Below are 20,346 nucleotides of genomic sequence, written 5' to 3' on the forward strand. Positions count from 1 at the left end.
GACTCCGGCTGTGTCATCTCCCGCACTCTGGCACGGCCGTCTAGTAGCCTGCTGCAATGCGTCGCTATGTGGCAGCCATCGATCAGGGCACTACGTCGAGCCGGTGCATTGTCTTCGACCATCGGGGTCTGGTGGTCGGCGTCGCGCAGCGGGAGCACGAACAGATCTTCCCGCGGCCCGGCTGGGTCGAGCACGATGCCGAAAGTATCTGGCGCAATACCGAATCCGTGATCGCGGAGGTGTTGGAGAAGACCGGACTGAGCGCGGCCGATATCGCGGCGGCGGGCGTCACCAATCAGCGCGAGACGACCGTGGTGTGGGAACGCGCCACGGGCAAGCCGATTCACCATGCCATCGTCTGGCAGGACACCCGCACGGCGGCGCTGGTCGACGAGCTGGGCGGATCCGAGGGCCCCAACCGCTACACCGACCGCACCGGCCTGCCGCTGTCCACCTACTTCGCCGGGCCGAAGCTGCGCTGGATTCTCGACAATGTGGCTGGGGCGCGCGAGCGCGGCGAGGCGGGCGAACTGTGTTTCGGCACCATCGACAGCTGGGTGCTGTGGAATCTCACCGGCGAGCACATCACCGACGTCACCAATGCCTCGCGCACCATGCTCATGGATCTGCGCACCCTGCAATGGGATTCGGATATCTGCGCCGAGTTCGGCGTTCCCATGGCCATGCTGCCCACCATCCGCAGCTCGTCGGAGGTCTACGCGGATATCGAAACCGGTGCGCTGAAGGGTGTTCCGGTCGCGGGAATCCTCGGGGACCAGCAGGCGGCCACCTTCGGGCAGGCGTGCCTGTCGCCCGGTGAAGCCAAGAACACCTATGGCACAGGCAATTTCATGCTCATGAACACCGGCACCACACCGGTGTTCAGCGAGCACGGGCTGCTCACCACCGTCTGTTACCGGCTCGGCGAGGAACCGGCGGTCTACGCCCTCGAGGGCTCCATCGCCGTCACCGGTTCGCTGGTCCAGTGGCTGCGCGACAATTTCGGCCTCATCGCGACCGCCGACGATATCGAACCCCTGGCCCGCACGGTCGATGACAATGGCGGCGTCTACATCGTTCCGGCGTTCTCCGGCCTGTTCGCACCGCGCTGGCGGCCCGATGCCCGCGGCGTCGTGGTGGGGCTCACCCGCTTCGCCAACAAGGGCCACTTCGCCCGAGCGGCCTTGGAGGCCACCGCCTTCCAGAGCCGCGAGGTGATCGACGCCATGCGCGCCGACGCCGCCGCCCAGCAGCTCGACGTCGATCTCGTTACTCTCAAGGTGGACGGCGGCATGGTCGTCAACGACCTGCTCATGCAGTTCCAGTCCGATCTGGTCGATGCCCCGGTGATCCGGCCGGTGGTCACCGAAACCACCGCTCTCGGAGCGGCTTACGCCGCGGGCCTGGCCGTCGACTACTGGAAGTCGACCGACGACATCCGCTCCAACTGGGCCGAGGACAAGCGCTGGTCCCCCACCATGTCCGACGCCGACCGCGAACGCCTCATGGCCGAATGGAACAAGGCGGTGGAACGCACCTACGACTGGGTGTGATTGCGCCCCTGTGGTTTCCGGCGCTCAGCCGAGCGTGTGAGCGCGGGCCAGCCGATCGACGGCCTGCTCCAGGACGGCGGTGTCGGAGGTGGTGAAGCACAGACGCGCGGAGTGCGAGTAGTCGGTGGCGACCGCGAAGGCCGAACCGGGCACGTAGGCGACGCCCGCGTCCAAGGCCGTCGGCAGAAGCGCGTTGGTGTCGGTGCCGTCGGTGAAATCGACCCAGACGAACATGCCGCCCGCCGCGTCCGAGGTGCGGACGCGCTCGCCGAAGCGGTCGCGCACAGCCGCGACCAGCGCCTTGGCGCGCGTGCCGTACGCCGTTCGGACCGCGTCGATATGGCCGGTGAGCCACTCGGTATCGGTGAGCAGGTCGGCGGCGATCTGCTGGGTGAGAGCGGAGCCGCACAGGTCCGCGCCCTGCTTGAGCAGCTCCACCGCGCGGCAGACCCGCGGCGGCGCGACCATCCAGCCGACGCGCAGCGCCGGGGCGAGGATCTTGGAGACGCTGGAGAGGCGAATCACATTGGGCGAGTACGTCGCCACCGGGTCCGGCGCGGGCCGGTCGAACCACAGCTCGCCGTAGGGATCGTCCTCGATGACCCAGAAGCCGTATGTCCCAGCGAGTTCCGCCAATTCGCGGCGGCGCGCCGCGCTCAGCGTGACGCCGCCCGGGTTGTGGAAATTGCTGACGGTGTGCACGACGGCCGGGCGCTCACCGCGGGCGAGCAGGTCGCGCAGCGCGTCCAGGCGCATGCCCTCGGCATCCAGCGGGATGGCCTCGATGCGGGCTCCGGCGGCCCGAAAGACCTGTAGCGCACCGACATACGCGGGATCTTCGACGACCACCAGGGAACCGGGATCCAGGAGGACCTCCGACAGCAGCGACAGCGCCTGCTGTGAGCCGTGGGTGACGAACACCTCGTCGATGGGCACCTCGCGACCGAGCCGCTGGGCCTCGCGCGCGGCGAGCACCTCACGCAGCGGACCCCACCCCGGGGATTCGGTGTACTGGAGCCGCGAGCGGCCCTCGAGTGCGGCCGCGGCGGCCCGCGCGATGCGGTCGCGCGGCATGAGCTCGGCATCGGGCAAGCCACCGGCCAGGCTGATGATGTCGGCGCGCGCGGTGAGTTTGAGCAGGTCGCGTATCGCCGAGCTCTGCAAGCCTTCCAGACGTCGGGCCAGGGGCGGAGCGATCGGCGACATGAGACACCTCCGTGGGAACGCCGGGGTACGCGAAATCCCACTGTTTCACAGGGCTACCAGAATATGAAATCAGATTCTCATATTCTGAGATTTCCTGCGCACGGCCGAGACCCGTGGGCCGACGATCTGGCGCTAGTCCAGCAAATCCTCAGCGTTCGGCGATCTCGAAGATCAGATGCTTGCCCTCGCGGTTCACCGTGGTGATGCGCTGGTGGTAGACCGTGGTGGAGCCGTCGGGGCGGTGCTCGGTCAGATCGGCGTCGAACACCTCCGGGGTCACCTCCACAATGCGCAGGCAGTAGGTGGTGCCGACCGGGATGACCTGGTTGATGGCCGTCTGAATGGTGTCGGCGGGCGAGACGTTCGGGGCGTCGGGCGCGACGAAGCTGCGGGCCTTCGCGCCGCTGCGCTCGGCGTAGAAGCCGTGCTGGAAGCCGAGAATCGCGCCGGAGCCGCTCTCGGTGGAGCCGGGACCGTTGCCGACAATGGTGTTGCCGTCCTTGCGGGCCGGGCAGCTCAGCGCGGCGCTGTTCCCCGAGGAGGAACCGGTGGTCACGGCCGCGCCCGCGTTCTCGTCGTCGGCGGGGCCGCCCCGGGCGATCAGGGCCACGGCCACCACGATGGCGATGAGGGCCACCACGGCTCCACCGGCGATCCAGACCATGCGCCCGCGCTGGTGATCGGGTTCACGCGGCGGCGGAGCCGTTTTCGGGGCGAGGCGCTGCGCGATGGGATCATCGGCCCACGACAGCGACTCCTGTTTGGCGCCGGTCGATTTCGCCGCGCCGGGCTTCGGGGCCAGCGCCTTGGCAATCGGGTCGTCCGCCCAGGACAACGACTCCTGTTGCGGCCCAGAGGTTTTCGAGGTGGGCGCGGTAGCGGATCCCGGCGGGTTCGTCGCGGACGGCATACCGGCCTCGGCGGAGCGCAGCCATGCCGACTCCCGGCCGGATTCGGAGGTCTTGATCCCACCCGCGGCGGCCCAGCCCGACGGCTTCGGCGCGGGCGGCGCGGGCTGCTCGGTGGCGAAGCGCACCGTCGCCTCGGAGACCTCGGGCTCCGGGTAGCGCACGGTCGGCGGCGCGGCCGAGGAGTCCGGGGCCTGGTACGGCGGCGGGGCGTCGACGGGCCGCCATCCGATCGCCGGATCCGGCGGGGGCGGGGCGGGCGTCCAGCCCGACGCGCCCGACTCGACCGGCTGGCCGAAATCCGCTACGGGAGGGCCGAATTCCGCCAGCGGCGGACCGAACTCCGACAAGGGCGGGCCGAATTCCGATTGGGGTGGCCCGAACTCCGACTGCGGCGGTCCGAACTCGGACTGGGGCGGACCGAAATCCGACTGGGCGGGCCCGGACTCCGACCGCGGCGGTCCGAAATCCGACTGCGGTGGCCCAAAATCGGACAAAGGGGGCCCGAATCCCGAGCCCTCGTCCGTGGACCCCGCCGAGCCCCGCTCGGTGGGACGCTCCAGCGGTACATCGCCGCGCGACAACTTCTCCGTGGGCTGCGATTCCATGGCGCTCGCGGGCGGCTCCGACGGGGCAGCCGACGACTCCGCGCGATCCGCGGCGTCGGCTGGCTCTTCCTTGCCGGAACCCATAACCCGGTGTCCTTTCCCCACACACGCATGAGGGCGGTCGCGAACGACCGCCCCCACGCAACGACTTCGGTTGCTACCTGTTCAACCCGATGTCAGTACTGGACCGAACCGCCCACCTGCGTGGTCAGCCCGCCGACATCGATCCGCTGTACCGGCAGATCGCCCTGGGGGAGCTTAGCAATTCCACCGACCGCCTCCAGTGCGGCAGCGCCACCCGGCTGCAGGCGAATCCAGCCCTCGGCGGCCGCCTTGGCGGCGTTGACCTGGGTGGTGTCCACGGTGAACTCGACCTTGCGATCCTCGCCACCGCCGCCGCTCACGAACCCGGTCACCTTGATGGTGTTGGCCTCGATGAACTCCAGCGACACGCCCGCGTCGCCGTAGCCGCCCGGGGTGCTGTAGCCGACGGTGCCGACGTAGCCGTCCAGGTTGCTGAAGTGGTGGGTGTTGGCCGCGAAGCCGGGCAGCAGGCCGCCGCCGTCGACATTCGCGCCGATCTCGGTGTGCGGACCGGTCATCTCGACCACGGGCGCGGCCGGGGCGGTCTCCACGACGGGGGCCTCCCAGCGCGGCTGGGTGGTCTGCGGGCCGGTGAGGGTGTCGACCTGCTGCTCGTCGCTGGGCGCCAGCGCGTCCTCGTTGGCGCCCTCGGGCTGTTCCGGCTTGGTCTCGTCCGGCTTGGGCTGGTTGGGGACGGTGGTGCCCGGCTGGCGCGGGCTCACCGCGGCGGGCTCGGCCGGGGACTGCTGGCCCGGCACCGGCAGCGGCGCGACACGTGGGCTGGTGACGCCCGGCTGCGAGGGCTTCGGGGCCTCGGTGCCCGGCTGCGTCGTACCCGGCTGCACCGGCGTGGTCTGGCCCGGCTGGGTGGTACCCGGCTGCGTCGTGCCCGGCTGCGTATTCGCCTGCGGGTCAGTGGTTTCCGGCGTGTCCTGCTCGGTCTTGTCCGGCTCCGGGTTCACGCCCGGCTGGCTGGGCGTGGGCTTCTCCGGCTTGGTGCCGTTCTCCGGCTTCGCGTTGGCGCCGTCGCCGGTCTGCGGCTGCGCTTCCCCGGCCGGATCTCCGGGCTGCGCGGGCGCGGTCGGAACGGCATCGGGATCGTTCGGAACAGCATTGGCGGGCGCCGTCATCAAGGTGGCCACGACGGCCGCACCCGCCACCGTTAGCGAGGTGCTCACCTTGATCCGACTCGGCTTGCGGTGCTTCACTTTTCGCATATCCCTTTCGATCCCTCATCCCGCGCGCGAACGCGGGAGACCGCGAGTTCGCACCGGCTGGGGCCGGAAAGGGTTGCACCCCCGACAATCTCGCGATCGCCCGATCGATCGCTTCCCGCCGCGAAGTGAATCACACTGCGCGACGGGCGGCAAGGCGGCGGGCGTCACAACACCCGCTGTTCACCTGTCAGCCGAGATCATCATGGCGCATGAGCTGGCGCGCCGCCTCGGTGACCGACCCGGTGAGCGAGGGATAGACCGAAAATGTCTGTGCCAGATCGTTGACCGTCAGATTGTTCTGCACCGCGAGCGCGATCGGCAGGATCAGCTCCGAGGCGATGGGCGCGACCACCACGCCGCCGATGACCACACCGGTCGCCGGTCGACAGAAGATCTTGACGAAACCCCTTCGCAGGCCCGACATCTTGGCCCGGGGATTGGTGTTGAGCGGCAGCATGACCGTGCGCGCCGGAACCTCGTCGTTGTCGATGGCGGTCTGGCTGACGCCGACCGTGGCGATCTCCGGCCGCGTGAACACCGCCGAGGCAACCGTTTTGAGGCGAATCGGCTGCACACCCTCACCCAGGGCGTGGTACATGGCGATTCGGCCCTGCATGGCCGCTACAGAGGCCAAAGGCAGCAGTCCTGTGCAGTCTCCGGCGGCGTAGACGCCGGGGGCGGTGGTGCGCGAGACGCGGTCGACGCGGAGGTAGCCGCCCTTGTCGAGTTCGATGCCCAGACGCTCCAGGCCGAGGTTGCGGGTATTGGGGATGGAACCGACCGTCATGAGCGCGTGCGTGCCGGTGACCGTGCGGCCGTCGGAGAGCTTCGCCACAATGCCGTCGGCGGTGCGCTCGACGGCGTCGGCGCGGGCGTGCTTGACCAGCTCCACGCCGCGCTCGGCGAGAGCGTCCTCGAGCACCAGCGCGGCATCGGCGTCCTCGCCGGGCATGACGCGGTCGCGCGAGGAGACCAGCTTCACCTTCACGCCCATTTCGGTATAGGCGGAGACGAATTCGGCGCCGGTCACACCGGAACCGACCACCACCAGGGTCTCCGGCAGTTCCTTGAGGTCGTAGAGCTGACGCCAGGTGAGGATGCGCTCGCCGTCGGGCTCCGCGCCGGGCAGCACGCGCGGGCTCGCGCCGGTGGCGATCAGCACGACCTCGGCCTGGATGACGCGCTCCTGGCCGTCGGCGAGGGTGGCCTTCACGAGATGGCTGGCCAGGCCCGGGGCTTGGTCGATGAGTTCGCCGGTGCCCGACAGCACGGTCACCCCGGCGGTCTGCAGCTTGGCCTTGATATCCGACGACTGCGCCTGCGCGAGGGCCTTCACGCGCGAGTTCACCTCGGCCAGACGCACCTGCGCCTGCGAGGGATGCACGGTGATGCCCAGGTCGCGGGCGCGGCGCAGATCGGTGCGCACGCCGGTGGACGCGATGAAGGTCTTGGACGGCACGCAATCCCACAGCACACACGCGCCGCCGATGCCGTCACTGTCGATCAGCGTGACCGGCGCGCCGTGTTGGGCCGCCACCAGCGCCGCCTCGTATCCGGCGGGGCCGCCTCCGATGATCGCAATGCGGGTCATTGTCCCTCCGCTTCTGCCTCGGCCACCGGGATCTCCGGTTGCCTTGCTCAACGTTATCCGGCCAGGTCCCAACACTCATCGGCGCATCACCAGACAACTTCGTCACAGACCGACACGCCCGGTTCGATTCTGGACCGAGGACGACGGGAGGGAAGCGGAGACACCGCGGGCGACACCGTGTGATCGGGGATCGGGAACACGAGGGGGCGGAGTTCGATAGGCTCTTAAAGTGCCGATTTATGCCGCCTATGGGTCCAACATGGATCCCGAGCAGATGCTCAAGCGCTGTCCGCACTCCCCCGTGTACGGAACCGGCTGGCTGGAGGGTTGGCGCCTGACCTTCGCCGGGGACGACATCGGCTGGGAGGGACCGCTGGCGACGGTGGTCGAAGAGCCGGGACAGCGGGTGTTCGTCGTGCTCTACGACGTGCCCAGTGAGGACGAACAGAGCCTGGACCGCTGGGAGGGCTCGGACTTCGGCATCCACAAGAAGATCCGGCTCCGCGTGACCCCCAATCAGGGGCCCGCGACCGAACCGGTGCTGGCCTGGCTCTACGTCCTCGACGCCTACGAGGGCGGGCTACCCTCGGCCCGCTACATCGGTGTCATCGCCGATGCCGCCGAAAAGGCCGGGGCGCCCGAGGATTACGTGCACGCGCTGCGCACCCGCAATTCCAAGAACGTCGGACCGGGTACCTTCGGCGGCTGACCGGCCGTCGAAAAGCATTCGGGCCGCACCCCTTTCGGATGCGGCCCGAGCTGTATCGGCTCAGCGCGAGTTCAGCACCAGATTCGTCATGACCCGCACACCGACGGCGAGCGCGCGCTCGTCGATATCGAAGGTGGGCTGGTGCAGGTCGAGCTGTTCGCCGTGCCCGGACCACACGCCCAGGCGGGCCATGGCCCCGGGGACCTCCTCCAGATACCAGGAGAAGTCCTCGCCGCCGCCGGACTGCTGGGTGTCGGCGAGCGCGTCGGGGCCGATGGCGCGAATGGACTCCTCGAACATGCGCACGGCCTGTTCGTCGTTGACGACCGGCGGCACGCCGCGCTTGTAGTTGAGCTGGTAGCGCACGCCGGTCGGGGCGAGCAGGCCGTCGACGATCTCGCGGACCATGGGCTCGAGCAGCGACCAGGTGGCGTGGTCGCCGGTGCGGACGGTGCCGGTGAGCATGCCGGTCTGCGGAATCGCGTTGGGGGCCTTGCCCGCCGACACCGCGCCCCACACCATGACGGTGCTGGTGCGCGGATCGATGCGGCGGCTCAGCAGGCCGGGCAGGCCGGTGATGACGGTGCCGATGGCGTAGACCAGATCGCTGGTGAGGTGCGGGCGCGAGGTGTGGCCGCCGGGGGAATCCAGCACCAGCTCCACGGTGTCGGCGGCGGAGGTGATGGCCCCCACGCGGATACCGACCCGTCCGACCTCGAGCCGGGGATCGCAGTGCAGGGCGAACATGCGCGAGACATCCTCCATGGCACCGGCGGCGACCATATCGAGCGCACCGCCGGGCATGACCTCCTCGGCGGGCTGGAAGACCAGCCGCACGCCGACCGGGAGTTCGGGCAGTTCGGCCAGCGCGAGGGCGGTGCCGAGCAGGATGGTGGTGTGCGCGTCGTGGCCGCAGGCGTGCGAGACGCCGGGCACGGTGGAGGCGAAGGGCAGTCCGGTGTACTCCTGCAGGGGCAGGGCGTCCATATCGGCGCGCAGGCCGATGCGCGGGCCGTCGGTGGGGCCGAGATCACAGATGAGGCCGGTGCCGCTCGGTAGTTTGCGTGGTTCCAGACCCGCCTTGACCAGCCATGCCTCGACGAATTCGGTGGTACCGAACTCGGTCCGGGACAGTTCCGGGTTCGCGTGAATGTGCCGACGCCACGCTACGAGATCTTCCGTGTGCTCGGACAGCCACGACGAAATCGCTTCACGCCCGGTATACGCCCGGCCGGTTGTGCTCACCGAATGTCCTCCTGTCGCTGAAACTGCCGTTGACGAACGCGTTCCGACAACCTGTCTCTATGAAATTCATCGCGTGAAAGCTGTATCGCCGTTCTCGCCAATGCCGTTGCCGCGTCGATGACCGCGCGGTCGGCGGAGGCGTTCACGGCGGCTGCCGCGAAGGCGGGTTGGTGCGTCACCGCTCCCCCGGCATCGATGCCGATAACCGGGTGGATGCCGGGAATGACGTTGGTGACATTGCCCATATCGGTGCTGCCCAACGGTCGTGCCGCCTCGAGTTCCCGGGCGATCGGCACGCGGCCCGCTCCGAGGATCTGCTCGCGATAGGCACACAGTAGTGCGGCATCCGGCGTGAGCTCGGTATATGTGGGCGCGAGCTGCCGGATTTCGTGTGTACATCCGGTAGCCAGGGCGCCCGCCTCGAAGCACGCCGATGCTCGTCGCATCAGATCGTCGAGGGCCGCGGAGTCGACTGCCCGTAGGTAATACAGCAGTTCCGCGTGTCCCGGCACGATGTTGGGGGCCACGCCGCCCGATCCGACTATACCGTGGAGTTGCTGTCCGGGGAGGAGATGTTGACGCAGCAACCCCAGAGCAACTTGTGCGATGGTGACGGCGTCGCCCGCGTTGCGCCCGTACTCCGGGGCGGCGCTGGCATGGGATTCGCGGCCGAGGAAGCGAACTTCCAGGTCGGCCAGGGCCAGTGAGCGCGCGCCCACGATGTCCTCCGGACCCGGGTGGACCATGAGCGCCATGGCGATGTCGTCGAAGACGCCGCGCTCGAGCATGAGCACCTTGCCGCCGCCGGACTCCTCGGCCGGGGTGCCGAAGACCTTGATGGTGATATCGCAGGCGTCGGCGACGGCGGCGAGGCCCAGGCCCGCGCCGACCGACGAGGCGGCGATGATGTTGTGCCCGCAGGCGTGGCCGATCTCCGGCAGCGCGTCGTACTCGGCGAACAGCCCGACGACGAGGTCGCCGCTGCCATAGGTCGCGGTGAAGGCGGTGGGCAGGTCGCCGACGCCGGTCTCGATCTCGAAGCCGCGCTCGGCGAGGGGCTCGATGGTCTTGGCGACGCTGCGGAACTCCTCGAAGGCCAATTCCGGCTCGGCGTGAATATCGTGCGACAGAGCGACGAGGCGCTCCCGCTCGGCGGCGATGGCGGAGTCCGCCGCCGCGGCCGAATCCGAATCCACCGGTGCCACGGCAGCGTCCACCGAACGGTCGACAATGGAATGCCGACCATTCGGTATGCGATATCCCTGGTCATCGCTGCCGTTGCGCGCTGACATGGGAGACAGTCTCGCACTGCCAGCGTCGAATGTCGCACCAGGTAGGCCCTCAATTCCCACCCGACTCGCCCGCCCCGGCGAAATCCCCGCGCCCGATTCAGCCCGAAAGCCCCCTGAACACACCAGAATTCGGCCCTGATCAGCCCCGTTGCCCAACGGCTACCCACATGCGGGCGCAGCGGCAATACGGGCAGGGAGTGAAACACGGACGCGCCCGGCGGGTCGCAGACCGAAATCCGGCACCCCGCCGAGCGCCGCACCGCCGCCTCGGGGAGACGGACTCCCCCGAACCGGGTGGGCACCAGTGGGCCAATGACTTCCCGATGGTCACTCCCCCCACCTACACAGCTGCCCCGCCTGCCGTCAGACAGGCGGGGCAGCGAGGAACCTAGTTTCTATCCCGCGTTGAACGCGAGGTTTTCCGGGGTGGTGGGGGTGGCCAGGCCCTCGAGGGCACGGCCGTGCAGGGCCTTCTTGATGACCTGGAGGTTGGGTTTGCGGTTGCCGGTGAGTGCCGCCGCGCGGGCGATGGCGGTGGGCAGCAACTGGTCGGCATCCGCTTTGGCGTCGACGATTCCGGCCGCGATGGCGTCATCGGCGGCGTAGCGGCGGCCGGTGGTCATGGCCTCGACCGCCACCTGGTTGGCGAGACGCTCGGTGATGAGGGCGTTCATGGCCACGGTGAAGGGCATGCCGAGATGCACCTCGGGCAGGCACCAGAAACCCCGGTCGGCGCGCATGACGCGGAAATCGCAGGAGGTGGCGAGCATGGCACCGGCGCCGAAGGCGTGGCCGTTCACCGCCGCGACGGTCGGCATGGGGAAGGCCAGCAGGCGGCTGAAGATGGTGTGCACGCGGTCCAGGTACCAGTGCACCTTGTCGAAATTGCCGAACAGCCAATCGGTGTCGAGGCCGTTGGAGAAGAATTTGCCGGTGGTGGTGACAACCAGCGCGGCAGGCCCCTCGGACCCCTCGACCTCGTCCAGCAGAGTGTGGACCTCGTCGATCCACTCCGGGTGGAAGCGGTTCTCGCTATCGGTCTGTCCCTCGCTCCCGAGGTACAGCACGAATACGTCCCCGTCACGCTTCAAATACGGCATGTGTGCAGCGTAATGCGCCGCGAGCGGCTGGCTACTCGCGGGTAGCAAGGCGTTCGGCGAGCAGGGCGACGGCGAGTGTCACGAGCATGACCAGGGCGATGAACAGCTGTGCGTCCAAGCCCAGGAGCAGCTGATTGTCGGCCTCGAACTCCGGATCGATGGGCGCGGTGCCGGGAAACAGGAGCGCGCCGAACATGCCGAGCCAGGTGATCGAGGCCAGCGCCGCCGCGATGTGGAACCGCCGTCGCGGCTCGCCGCCGGGCCGCAGCAGGAGCGTGAATCCGACGACGCCCAGCAGTGCCGACATCACGATGTACTGCGCGTCATGGAATTTCGCGTGCGGCGGCCAGGCGGGATTGTGCAGGTGCAGTGCGGCTACGTCCGGAATGACCAGATCGGCCAGGAGCGGGCCGAGCAGGGCGAACAGCAGCACCACGCCGACCAGTACGCGCGGGAGCCGCTTCATCGCGGCTCCTGGGTGTAGTCGAGACCGAAGGCCGCGCAGATATCGGTGAGCAGGTCCTCGAAGACCGGCTCCATATCGTCGAAGACGAACTCGACCTGCCGCAGCACCTCCATGCACAGCAGGCCGTAGAGCCGAATCCAGCATTTCAGGAAGACATAGGCGGCGGCGGGCGGCAATTGCCCCTCGATGTCGCGCGAGTAGGCCGTCAGCTGTCGCCGCAGCGCCGGGTCGAGGCTCGCGATATCCGGTGTCGCGAAGGGTTTCGTGTCCCACAGCGCGGCGATCTCGTCGCGGAAGGCGGCCTCGAAATCCAAAGCCGGTCGGTGACTGAGGGATTCGGGCGCGAGGGTGCTCGACGGCGTGGCGAACATCCACCCGAATTCCGCGGGATGCGTGGTGGCCCACGCCCGCATGGCTCGGCACATGGCAAGCAGCCGAACCGATTCCGAGTCGGCGGCATGGTCGGCGCGCGCCGCCGTGATCGCGCGCGTGAGCTCCTCGTAGCAGTCCGCCGTGACGGCCTGCACCAGGAATTCGTGGCGCGGGTAGTACCGGTACAGCGCCGGGCCGCTCACCCCCATCTCGCGGGCGACGGCATTCACCGTCACCGCCTGTGCGCCCTCCGCGATCAGCAATCTACGTGCGGTGGACCGGATTTCGGCCATCGTGGCTTGCCGCAGGCGGTCCCTGCGGTTGATTTCACTCGTCACGTTAGACAGTCTAACTCGAGTTAGAGTCTCTAACAGAATCTTCGACGAAGGGACCGACATGACCGGAACAGCAATCGTCATCGGCGCGGGTATCGGTGGGCTGGCCACCGCGAAAGCCCTGCGCGACAAGGGCTGGCACGTGGAGATCCTCGAAAGGTCCACGCACTCCACCGCTCTCGGCTCCGGTCTGAGCATCGCGCCCAATGCCGTCCACGCCCTACGCCGACTCGGTCTGGACTCAGCGTTTTTCGGGAAGGGCCGCCGCCTCGACGGCCTGGAAGCGCGGCTGCACTCCGGCACCCGCGTCATGCGAGTCGACTCCGCCGCTCTCACAACGAAATACGGCGAGGGCCTCTACGCCGTCGAGCGCGCCGAGCTGCACCGGTTGCTGCTCGAATCGATCGAGGATGTGCCGCTCCACCTGGGCAGACGTGTTATCGGCGTCGCCACTGACGGCCCGCGAGCGGCCGCGACCGCAGACCGTAGGGGCCAACAAGGCGGGCAAGGCGACCACATGAACGAGCTACCGCACGCCAGCGCGGCGTTGTCGCAGGACTCGATCTCGGCCATCCGCGACGACGCGCACGCGCCACTCCACGACAACTCACACTCCGGGACAGCCAGCGACAACCGGCACGTCACGCCGACTTCGGGCGGGACTCGCGCGGTCGTCACCGTCGATCACCCGGACGGGCCGTACGCGCTGCGCGCCGACCTCGTCGTGGTGGCCGATGGCGTGCACAGTCGGCTGCGGCAGGCGTTGTTTCCGGACCATCCGGGAGCGCGCTACGCCGGATACGCGGCCTGGCGTGGCATCGTCGCGGCTTCCGCCGCAGCGCCTCTCGCTGTGCGGCCTGTTCTGGCGGAGACCTGGGGCTCGGGTATGCGGGTCGGGGTCATGCCGCTACGCGACGGACGCGTCTACTGGTACGCCTTCGACACCGCTCCCGAAAGCGACCTTCCAGCACCCGATCCAGAAGCCCTCGCCGCCCGCTGCGCGTCCTGGCCGGACCCGATCCCGGCACTCCTGGCGGCGACCGCACCCGCATCCACCCTCGTCCGCCCGGTGCACTACCTCGCGCACGGCCTGCCGAGCTTCGTACGCGGCCCGATAGCCCTGGTCGGCGATGCGGCCCACGCCGTCACACCCGACGTCGGCCAAGGGGCGTGCCTGGCCCTCGAGGACGCGGTGGTGCTCGCGGCAGCGGTCACCGACTACGGCGTGCCGAACGGACTCCGCGCCTACGACACACAACGACGCCCCCGTACCGAACGAATCGCCCAGACCTCCGGCCGCATGGGCCGGGCCCTCCAGGGCAGCACCCCTGCGGCAGCACGGCTACGCGATATCGCGGCCCGCCTCACCCCCGACGCACTCAATGCACGATTCGCGAATTCCCTGTACGACTGGACGCCGCCCACAGCGGGGGTCACAGCTGGATGGCAGGCTGAGCCGGAAGCCCGTCAGCCGCACTGACTTCCGGCTCAGCGACGCCCGCGTGCACGCGATCGTCACAGCATCTGAGGTTCAGTGGGTCGAACCGCCGAAGACGCACCCTGCGTCGACCACACCGCCGAAGACGCACCAACGAAGCCGCACGAACAGCCCGCAAACCGCACGACAGTGTCGCAAGCCGCACCACGGGCTCGACCGCACGGCTAGACCGCACGCTTCGTTGATCGCGCCGTCAGGGTCTCCCGCCACCTAGATCACACGACCAAGACCGCACCCACATATGGACAGCACTATCCAAGCCGCACCGCGCGTCCCGGGCACTACCCAAGCCGCACCGCGCGTCCCCGGCACTACCCAAGCCGCGCGTGCGCGGCCCCACTCAGGCCGCACTCAGGCCGCACCCGCTCGTCAACCACACCGCCCGGGGCGCACCCGCTCGTCCACCACACCACCCAAAGCACACCCGCGCCCCCGGCACCCTCTGGGCGCATCCTCGAATCCACGGCACCATCTAGGCCGCACCGACACGACCACCATCACCCCAAGGTCGCGCCGCCTCGACGAGGGGGAACTGGTGGCGGGGGGGCTCTCGCGGTTCACCGCCACCAATTCCCCCTGATCACTTGTCCAGGCACAACGGGCGGGTGGGGTGGGGCACGGTGCCCCGGAGCGCGGGGTGGAATCTGGGCAAATGGGGCAGGTCACGGTTGCGCACCTGCATGGGTGATCGACTGCGACTAGGGTGGGCGACATGCTAGCCGCGCAGGCCGCCGAGGCGATTGCCGAACGTACGGGAGTGCAGAAGCACCGGGTTGCCGTGGTGCTCGGGTCCGGTTGGCAGGAGGCCGCGCTCGAGATCGGGGATCCGGCCGCCTCCGTTCCCATGGGCGAGGTGCCCGGGTTCGGGTCGCCTACCGCGCAGGGGCATCAGGGGACGATTCACTCCGTGCAGGTGAACGACGCGCCCGTACTGCTGCTCATGGGGCGTCAGCATCTGTACGAAGGGTATGAGCCCGCCGAGGTGGTGCATCCGGTGCGGACCGCCATCGCGGCGGGGGCGCAGACCGTCCTGCTCACCAATGCCGCGGGTGGCATTCGCGAGGGGCTGCACGTCGGCGAGCCGGTGCTCATCTCCGACCACCTCAACCTCACCGGCCGCACCCCGCTGGTCGGCGCGAACTTCGTGGATCTGGTCGACGCCTGGGATCCCGAATTGCGCGCCCTGGCAAGGGAAGTCGATCCGAGCCTGAGCGAGGGCGTGTACGCGGGCCTCACCGGACCGCAGTACGAGACCCCCGCCGAGATCCACATGCTCCGCACCATCGGAGCCGATCTGGTCGGCATGTCCACGGTGCTGGAGGCCATCGCCTGCCGGGCGCTGGGGGCGCGCGTCCTGGGTATCTCCCTGGTGACCAACCTCGCCGCCGGAGTCACCGGCGCGCACCTGTCCCATGCGGAGGTGCTCGCCGAAGGCCATGCCGCCGCACCACGATTGGGCAAACTCCTGCGCGGCGTGCTCGAACGACTCTGAGGAGGCGTTGATGCTGCGCTTCGGCACGGCCGGGCTGCGCGGACCACTCCAGGATGGTCCGGACGGCATGAATGTGGAGACGGTGTCTCGAGCCAGCGCGGGTATCGCGGAGTGGCTGCGCGGCCGCTGCCTCGGCGGCGGATTGATCGTGGTCGGGCGCGATGCCCGGCACGGGTCGGCGGAGTTCGCCGAGGCCACGGCGGAAGTGTTCGCGGCGGCGGGATTCTCGGTGCTGACCCTGCCCCGGCCACTGCCGACGCCCATTGTCGCCTATGCGGTCCGCGAGCTGAAAGCCGTTGCGGGCATTCAGATCACCGCATCGCACAATCCGGCGACCGACAACGGGTACAAGGTCTACCTCGACGGCGGCTCGCAGATCGTGCCCCCGGCCGACGCCGAGATCGAGCGCTGCATCGAAACGGTCGCCGAGCCTGTCCCCCGCGCCGATCCGGCGTCCACCGCACCCGATTCGAGCCTGCTGGGCATGCCCGCCGGGACACCCGTTCCCGAACTGGGCGAAGAGATCGTCCGGCGCTATTTCGCGCGAATCGCCCAGCTGCCCAAGGTGATCGGCGGCGATCATGCGCGTAGCCCGATCCGTATCGCCTTGACCGCCATGCACGGCGTCGGCGGCGAACTCGCCGTGACCGCGCTGCGTGATGCCGGATTCACCGATGTGCACGTGGTGGCCGAACAATTCGACCCCGACCCCGACTTTCCGACTGTCGCGTTCCCGAATCCCGAGGAGCCCGGGGCCTCGGACCTGTTGCTGGAGTTGGCCGAACGCGTCGGCGCGGATATCGCCATCGCCCTGGACCCGGACGCCGACCGATGCGCCGTCGGAGTCCCCGGCGCGCACGGCTGGCGCATGCTGCGCGGCGACGAAACCGGGGTGCTGCTGGGCGATTTCGTCCTGCGGACCGCTCCGCCGGGCGCGCTCGTCGCGACCACCATCGTCTCGTCGCGACTACTCGGCGAACTCGCTACGGCGCGCGGCGCGCGCTACGCCGAAACCCTCACCGGTTTCAAATGGCTGGCCCGCGCGGGCGACGGCCTGGTCTACGCCTACGAAGAGGCGATCGGCCACTGCGTCGACCCGACCACGGTGCGCGACAAGGACGGCATCTCCGCAGCGGTGGCGGCAGCCGACCTGATAGCGCAGCTGAAGGCCGCCGGACGCACTGTAGACGACGTACTAGACGACTACGCGGTCGAATTCGGCGTCCACGCGGGCGCTCAAGTGTCCCTGCGCCTGGCCGATGCCGCCGAAGCCGCCGAGGTGGTGGACCGCCTCCGCCAGGACCCGCCCACCGAAATCGCGGGCGAGCCAGTAACTTCCAGCGACCTACTCCAGGTCCGAGGCCGAATGCGCACCGACGCCCTCATTTTCGAGGGCGAATCCCTCCGCCTGGTGGTCCGCCCCTCCGGCACCGAACCCAAACTCAAGTGCTACCTGGAAACCGTCGAACCAGTAACCGACCGCTCCGCCCTCCCCACAGCCAAAGCCGCCGCCGCCCAACGCCTCTCCACCCTGCGCGAGTTCTGCGACAAGTTGTAACGCCCCGCGACCAGGTACTGGTGGCGGGGGCCACTCGCACAACGCCGCCACCAGTACCTGGTGAGCGCATGTCCACCTGTGGGCGACCCTCGCGAGGGGGAATTGGTGGCGGGGCGCACTCGGGGGATGCCGCTACCAGTTCCCCCTGATCGAGTGTCCAGGGGGTGGAACTTGGTCAGCGGGGGCCGAATTGGCGGTCGCCCGCGTCGCCGAGGCCGGGGACGATGAAGGCTTCGGAGTTGAGGCCGCGGTCGACCGAGGCGGTGACGAGGCGGATGGCGTGGCCGGACTTCTCCAGGGCGGCAATGCCTTCCGGGGCGGCGACCACGCTCAGGACCGTGATGTCGCGGGCCTTGCGGGTGGCCAGGAGGTCGAGGGTGTAGACCATGGAGCCGCCGGTGGCGAGCATGGGGTCCAGGACTATGACCGGGGTGGCGGAGAGGTCCTCGGGGAGCGATTCCATGTAGGGGGTGGGCTCGTGGGTCTGCTCGTCGCGGGCCAGGCCGACGAAGCCGATGCGGGCGTCCGGGATGAGGTTCTCGGCGGTCTCGACCATGCCGAGGCCCGCGCGCAGCACCGGGACCAGCAGCGGGGGCGTGGCGAGGCGGGTGCCTTCGGCGGCGGCGACCGGGGTGGTGATCGGGAAGGTGACCACGGGGGCTTCGCGCATGGCCTCGTAGACGAGCAGTCCGGTGAGGTCGCGCAGCGCGGCCCGGAAGGCTGGATTCGAGGTGCGGCTGTCGCGCAGGGTGGTGAGCAGAGCGGCCGCTAGGGGGTGATCCACGATCTGGGTGCGCATGTAAGGAGAGGATACGGCGAGTTCGCGGACGCCACGCCGACGGCCTGCGCTTTTCCACCCGACCCGGGAACCGCTCCGGCGATCGCGGCGTCCAAATATCCAAGCGATCGCGCCCCGGCAGCGCCGTCCGGAGCGACGCTCGAAGCCGAATCACACTACGTGCTGGGGGATTCCGATGTACGGACTCACCGTCGATCCCGACGCCATGACGGCATACGCCGCCACCGCCCACCTCCTGTCCGCCGACCTCGCGACCGCGGGCACGCACGGCGCCGCCGCCGACCCCCTCCTACTCGCCCCACTCCTCGGACTCATAGGCACCGACTTCGTCGCCGCCTACACCGCCGCCCACGCGGGACACCTCGCCGCCGTCGGCGCGCTCTCGACGGTGCTGGCCAGCATCGGCTGCACGACAACCAGTTCGGCCGCCGCCTACGTAGCGACCGACCGGTCGCGCGCCCGCGGGTTGCTGGCGGCGGGCGAGGAGATGTGGACATGACGCACGTAAGCGACCGTACGGGCCTGGGCGACCGTGCGGCCTTGGGTGACCGTGGGGGCCTGGGCGACCGTGCGGGCCTGGGCGACCATGCGGCCCTGGGCGACCGTGTGAGCCTGGGCGACGAGGTCTCGCGCGGATTCCATCCATGGTGCGGCCGACGCAAGCCCGCTGCGATGAGAGCAGGGGCTCACGCGCGCACGCCTGTGGCTGATCGTGGTGGTTTCGGGTCGAATGCGTGCCTGACCGGTGGAGAGCGCCGAGCGATCGACCACACGCTCACGTCGCGATCGCCCGAGATCTGGGGGCCGCGAGGCACTCTCGGCGCACATTGCCACAGCGCGTGCGCTGCGTACGAAGATTCAGGCCGCCAATGTGGGCGGCATGGGCATGGTCGAAGCGCTCGCCGACGACAGCCCGCGAGCACCACGGCAGTGTTCGGCCGCGGAGGACGACCCGCGTTCGTGGTCGAGAACGCGGACGGCTGGGACAGGGTGCTGCTCGTCGCCAGACGATCATCGCGAAAAGCTCGGGCCGTGGTTGCCGCGGAGGGCGCGGGGTCGGGACGAGATGCGTCCGCGGGTTTCTGCGCAGGGTGCGGGATTGGACGAGACGCATCCTCGAGTTGCTGCGAAAGGTGCGTTGCGCGCCGAAATCGCGGTCGGCGAGTCGGGCGGGTGACTGATGAGCGTGGTTGATGTGGAGGCGCTGGCGCGGCCGTTGGCGGAGCTGCGGGCGAGTCTCGGGGGTGAGGCTGGGTCGGCGGATGTGGCGGGGGTTTTGCGGCGGTTGTCCGATGAGCTCGATGCCGTTCAGGTGGCTGGGAGGTCGGGGATCGATTCGATGTATGGGGCGTGGCGTGGGGAGGGCGGGGATGCGGCGTTGGGGAAGGCGCTGCAGGGACAGACGTCGGTGGGGGAAGTGTCGGATCGGGGGCGGGCGATGGCGGCGGTGGTCGAGCGAGCGGCGGCAGAGGTGGCGGCTGGGCAGCGGGAGCTGGAGGAGATCCTGCGCTCGTTCACGACGGCGGTCGGGGCGTTGGGGCCTGCCGCGCTGAGCCCGGCAGGCATTGGCGCGGTGGTGACGGTCGCCATCGAGCATCTCGGTCGGGCGCTCGCGGTCGTGGGTCGCGTGCGGGTCGAACTCGAGGAGGAGACGGCGGCCATGCGTGCGCTCATCACCCCGACCCCAACTCCCCTGCCCGCCGCACCCGTAGCCCCGGAACCCGATGCCGCCGCGGTCGTTCCGGCCGCTGTCGGCACACCACTGGCTACCGACCCCTCCCTAGGCACACGAGTGCTCGATACGGGCACCCAACTCGCAGGCACCGCCCTCACCGTCCCCGCCTCACTCGGCACGTCGTCGACGAAGTCCGACACGACCTCCGACAGCGACACGCACGCCACCTCCACCGGCCAGGGTGTGAAGCTCACACTGCCCGACGGCAGTACCGTGGAAGCGCCCAACCAGCAAGCCGCGGACGCGGTCCGCAACGCGCTCAGCGCACTGGGCACACCCTACGAATGGGGCGGCACGACACCTGGTGTAGGACTCGATTGCAGCGGCCTGACCCAATGGGCCTACGGCGAGGCCGGAGTACCCCTCCCCCGCCTCGCGCAACACCAGGGCAACGGCCACCTACAAGTCAGCGCAGGCGACCTCATGCCCGGCGACTTGGTGGTCTGGGACGGCCACGTCGCCATGGTCATAGGCAACGGCCAACTGATAGAAGCGGGCAACCCCGTCCAAACCGGCCCCATCCGAACAGAGAACAACGGCATGACCTTCCTCGGCTTCTACCGCCCAACCGCATGACG

At 69.2% G+C, this 20,346-nt stretch carries 17 protein-coding genes; 7 read left to right on the plus strand and 10 right to left on the minus strand.

The genetic code is table 11. The features are described from left to right. Positions 1–56: 56 nt before the first annotated feature. Positions 57–1,553, plus strand: coding sequence for a glycerol kinase GlpK (glpK, locus tag ACIBH2_RS24195; RefSeq protein WP_397121284.1), 1,497 nt, complete (start codon positions 57–59; stop codon positions 1,551–1,553). A gap of 24 nt (positions 1,554–1,577) precedes the next feature. Here glpK and ACIBH2_RS24200 read toward each other — a convergent pair whose 3' ends face one another. From ACIBH2_RS24200 to ACIBH2_RS24215, 4 genes are all read right to left on the minus strand, one after another. After that, complete coding sequence (locus ACIBH2_RS24200) at positions 1,578–2,759, minus strand: PLP-dependent aminotransferase family protein (RefSeq protein WP_397121286.1); 1,182 nt, start codon at positions 2,757–2,759, stop codon at positions 1,578–1,580. Positions 2,760–2,907: 148 nt separating this feature from the next. Beyond that, positions 2,908–4,017, minus strand: a complete 1,110-nt coding sequence (locus ACIBH2_RS24205; RefSeq protein ID WP_397121288.1) for a hypothetical protein — start codon at positions 4,015–4,017, stop codon at positions 2,908–2,910. Positions 4,018–4,451: 434 nt separating this feature from the next. Continuing rightward, positions 4,452–5,576 carry a hypothetical protein gene (locus ACIBH2_RS24210; RefSeq protein WP_397121290.1) on the minus strand — a complete coding sequence of 375 codons (1,125 nt, stop codon included), beginning with the start codon at positions 5,574–5,576 and terminating at the stop codon, positions 4,452–4,454. A 187-nt stretch (positions 5,577–5,763) separates the two neighbouring features. After that, the gene (locus ACIBH2_RS24215) at positions 5,764–7,167 is read right to left on the minus strand and encodes an NAD(P)H-quinone dehydrogenase (RefSeq protein WP_397121292.1); all 1,404 of its coding nucleotides are present in this window, start codon (positions 7,165–7,167) and stop codon (positions 5,764–5,766) included. Between the two features lie 229 nt (positions 7,168–7,396). Here ACIBH2_RS24215 and ACIBH2_RS24220 point away from each other — a divergent pair, with 229 nt between their 5' ends. Next, positions 7,397–7,876, plus strand: coding sequence for a gamma-glutamylcyclotransferase (locus ACIBH2_RS24220; RefSeq protein ID WP_397121294.1), 480 nt, complete (start codon positions 7,397–7,399; stop codon positions 7,874–7,876). Positions 7,877–7,936: 60 nt separating this feature from the next. Here ACIBH2_RS24220 and ACIBH2_RS24225 read toward each other — a convergent pair whose 3' ends face one another. The 5 genes from ACIBH2_RS24225 to ACIBH2_RS24245 all read right to left on the minus strand — a co-directional run bounded on the left by ACIBH2_RS24225 (position 7,937) and on the right by ACIBH2_RS24245 (position 12,689). After that, positions 7,937–9,082: a M20 family metallopeptidase gene (locus ACIBH2_RS24225; protein ID WP_397122980.1), complete on the minus strand. Its 1,146-nt coding sequence runs from the start codon at positions 9,080–9,082 to the stop codon at positions 7,937–7,939. A gap of 35 nt (positions 9,083–9,117) precedes the next feature. Continuing rightward, entirely contained in the window at positions 9,118–10,413 is a 1,296-nt protein-coding gene (locus ACIBH2_RS24230; protein WP_397121296.1) for a M20 family metallopeptidase, read from the minus strand. A gap of 395 nt (positions 10,414–10,808) precedes the next feature. Continuing rightward, positions 10,809–11,513 (minus strand): enoyl-CoA hydratase/isomerase family protein, encoded by a 705-nt coding sequence (locus tag ACIBH2_RS24235; protein ID WP_397121298.1) that lies wholly within the window; start codon positions 11,511–11,513, stop codon positions 10,809–10,811. Positions 11,514–11,544: 31 nt separating this feature from the next. Next, complete coding sequence (locus ACIBH2_RS24240) at positions 11,545–11,979, minus strand: DUF6640 family protein (protein ID WP_397121300.1); 435 nt, start codon at positions 11,977–11,979, stop codon at positions 11,545–11,547. Continuing rightward, on the minus strand, positions 11,976–12,689 hold the full coding sequence (locus ACIBH2_RS24245; RefSeq protein WP_397121303.1) for a TetR/AcrR family transcriptional regulator: 714 nt from the start codon (positions 12,687–12,689) through the stop codon (positions 11,976–11,978). The genes ACIBH2_RS24240 and ACIBH2_RS24245 overlap by 4 nt, the downstream gene beginning before the upstream one ends. 58 nt (positions 12,690–12,747) lie before the next feature. Between ACIBH2_RS24245 and ACIBH2_RS24250 the strand changes: the two genes are divergently transcribed. The 3 genes from ACIBH2_RS24250 to ACIBH2_RS24260 all read left to right on the plus strand — a co-directional run bounded on the left by ACIBH2_RS24250 (position 12,748) and on the right by ACIBH2_RS24260 (position 17,234). Continuing rightward, positions 12,748–14,166, plus strand: a complete 1,419-nt coding sequence (locus ACIBH2_RS24250) for an FAD-dependent monooxygenase (RefSeq protein WP_397121305.1) — start codon at positions 12,748–12,750, stop codon at positions 14,164–14,166. Positions 14,167–14,896: 730 nt separating this feature from the next. Next, complete coding sequence (locus ACIBH2_RS24255) at positions 14,897–15,676, plus strand: purine-nucleoside phosphorylase (RefSeq protein WP_397121308.1); 780 nt, start codon at positions 14,897–14,899, stop codon at positions 15,674–15,676. Positions 15,677–15,686: 10 nt separating this feature from the next. Then, the gene (locus ACIBH2_RS24260) at positions 15,687–17,234 is read left to right on the plus strand and encodes a phospho-sugar mutase (protein WP_397121310.1); all 1,548 of its coding nucleotides are present in this window, start codon (positions 15,687–15,689) and stop codon (positions 17,232–17,234) included. A 175-nt stretch (positions 17,235–17,409) separates the two neighbouring features. On the opposite strand, the gene upp is transcribed toward ACIBH2_RS24260, so the two are convergent. After that, positions 17,410–18,033: a uracil phosphoribosyltransferase gene (gene upp, locus ACIBH2_RS24265; RefSeq protein WP_397121312.1), complete on the minus strand. Its 624-nt coding sequence runs from the start codon at positions 18,031–18,033 to the stop codon at positions 17,410–17,412. A gap of 175 nt (positions 18,034–18,208) precedes the next feature. Here upp and ACIBH2_RS24270 point away from each other — a divergent pair, with 175 nt between their 5' ends. Beyond that, on the plus strand, positions 18,209–18,532 hold the full coding sequence (locus ACIBH2_RS24270) for a type VII secretion target (RefSeq protein WP_397121315.1): 324 nt from the start codon (positions 18,209–18,211) through the stop codon (positions 18,530–18,532). 681 nt (positions 18,533–19,213) lie between these two features. Then, the gene (locus tag ACIBH2_RS24275) at positions 19,214–20,344 is read left to right on the plus strand and encodes a C40 family peptidase (RefSeq protein WP_397121317.1); all 1,131 of its coding nucleotides are present in this window, start codon (positions 19,214–19,216) and stop codon (positions 20,342–20,344) included. The last annotated feature ends 2 nt before the right edge of the window (positions 20,345–20,346 follow it).

It is taken from the genome of Nocardia sp. NPDC050406, assembly GCF_044459025.1.
GTDB lineage: Bacteria > Actinomycetota > Actinomycetes > Mycobacteriales > Mycobacteriaceae > Nocardia.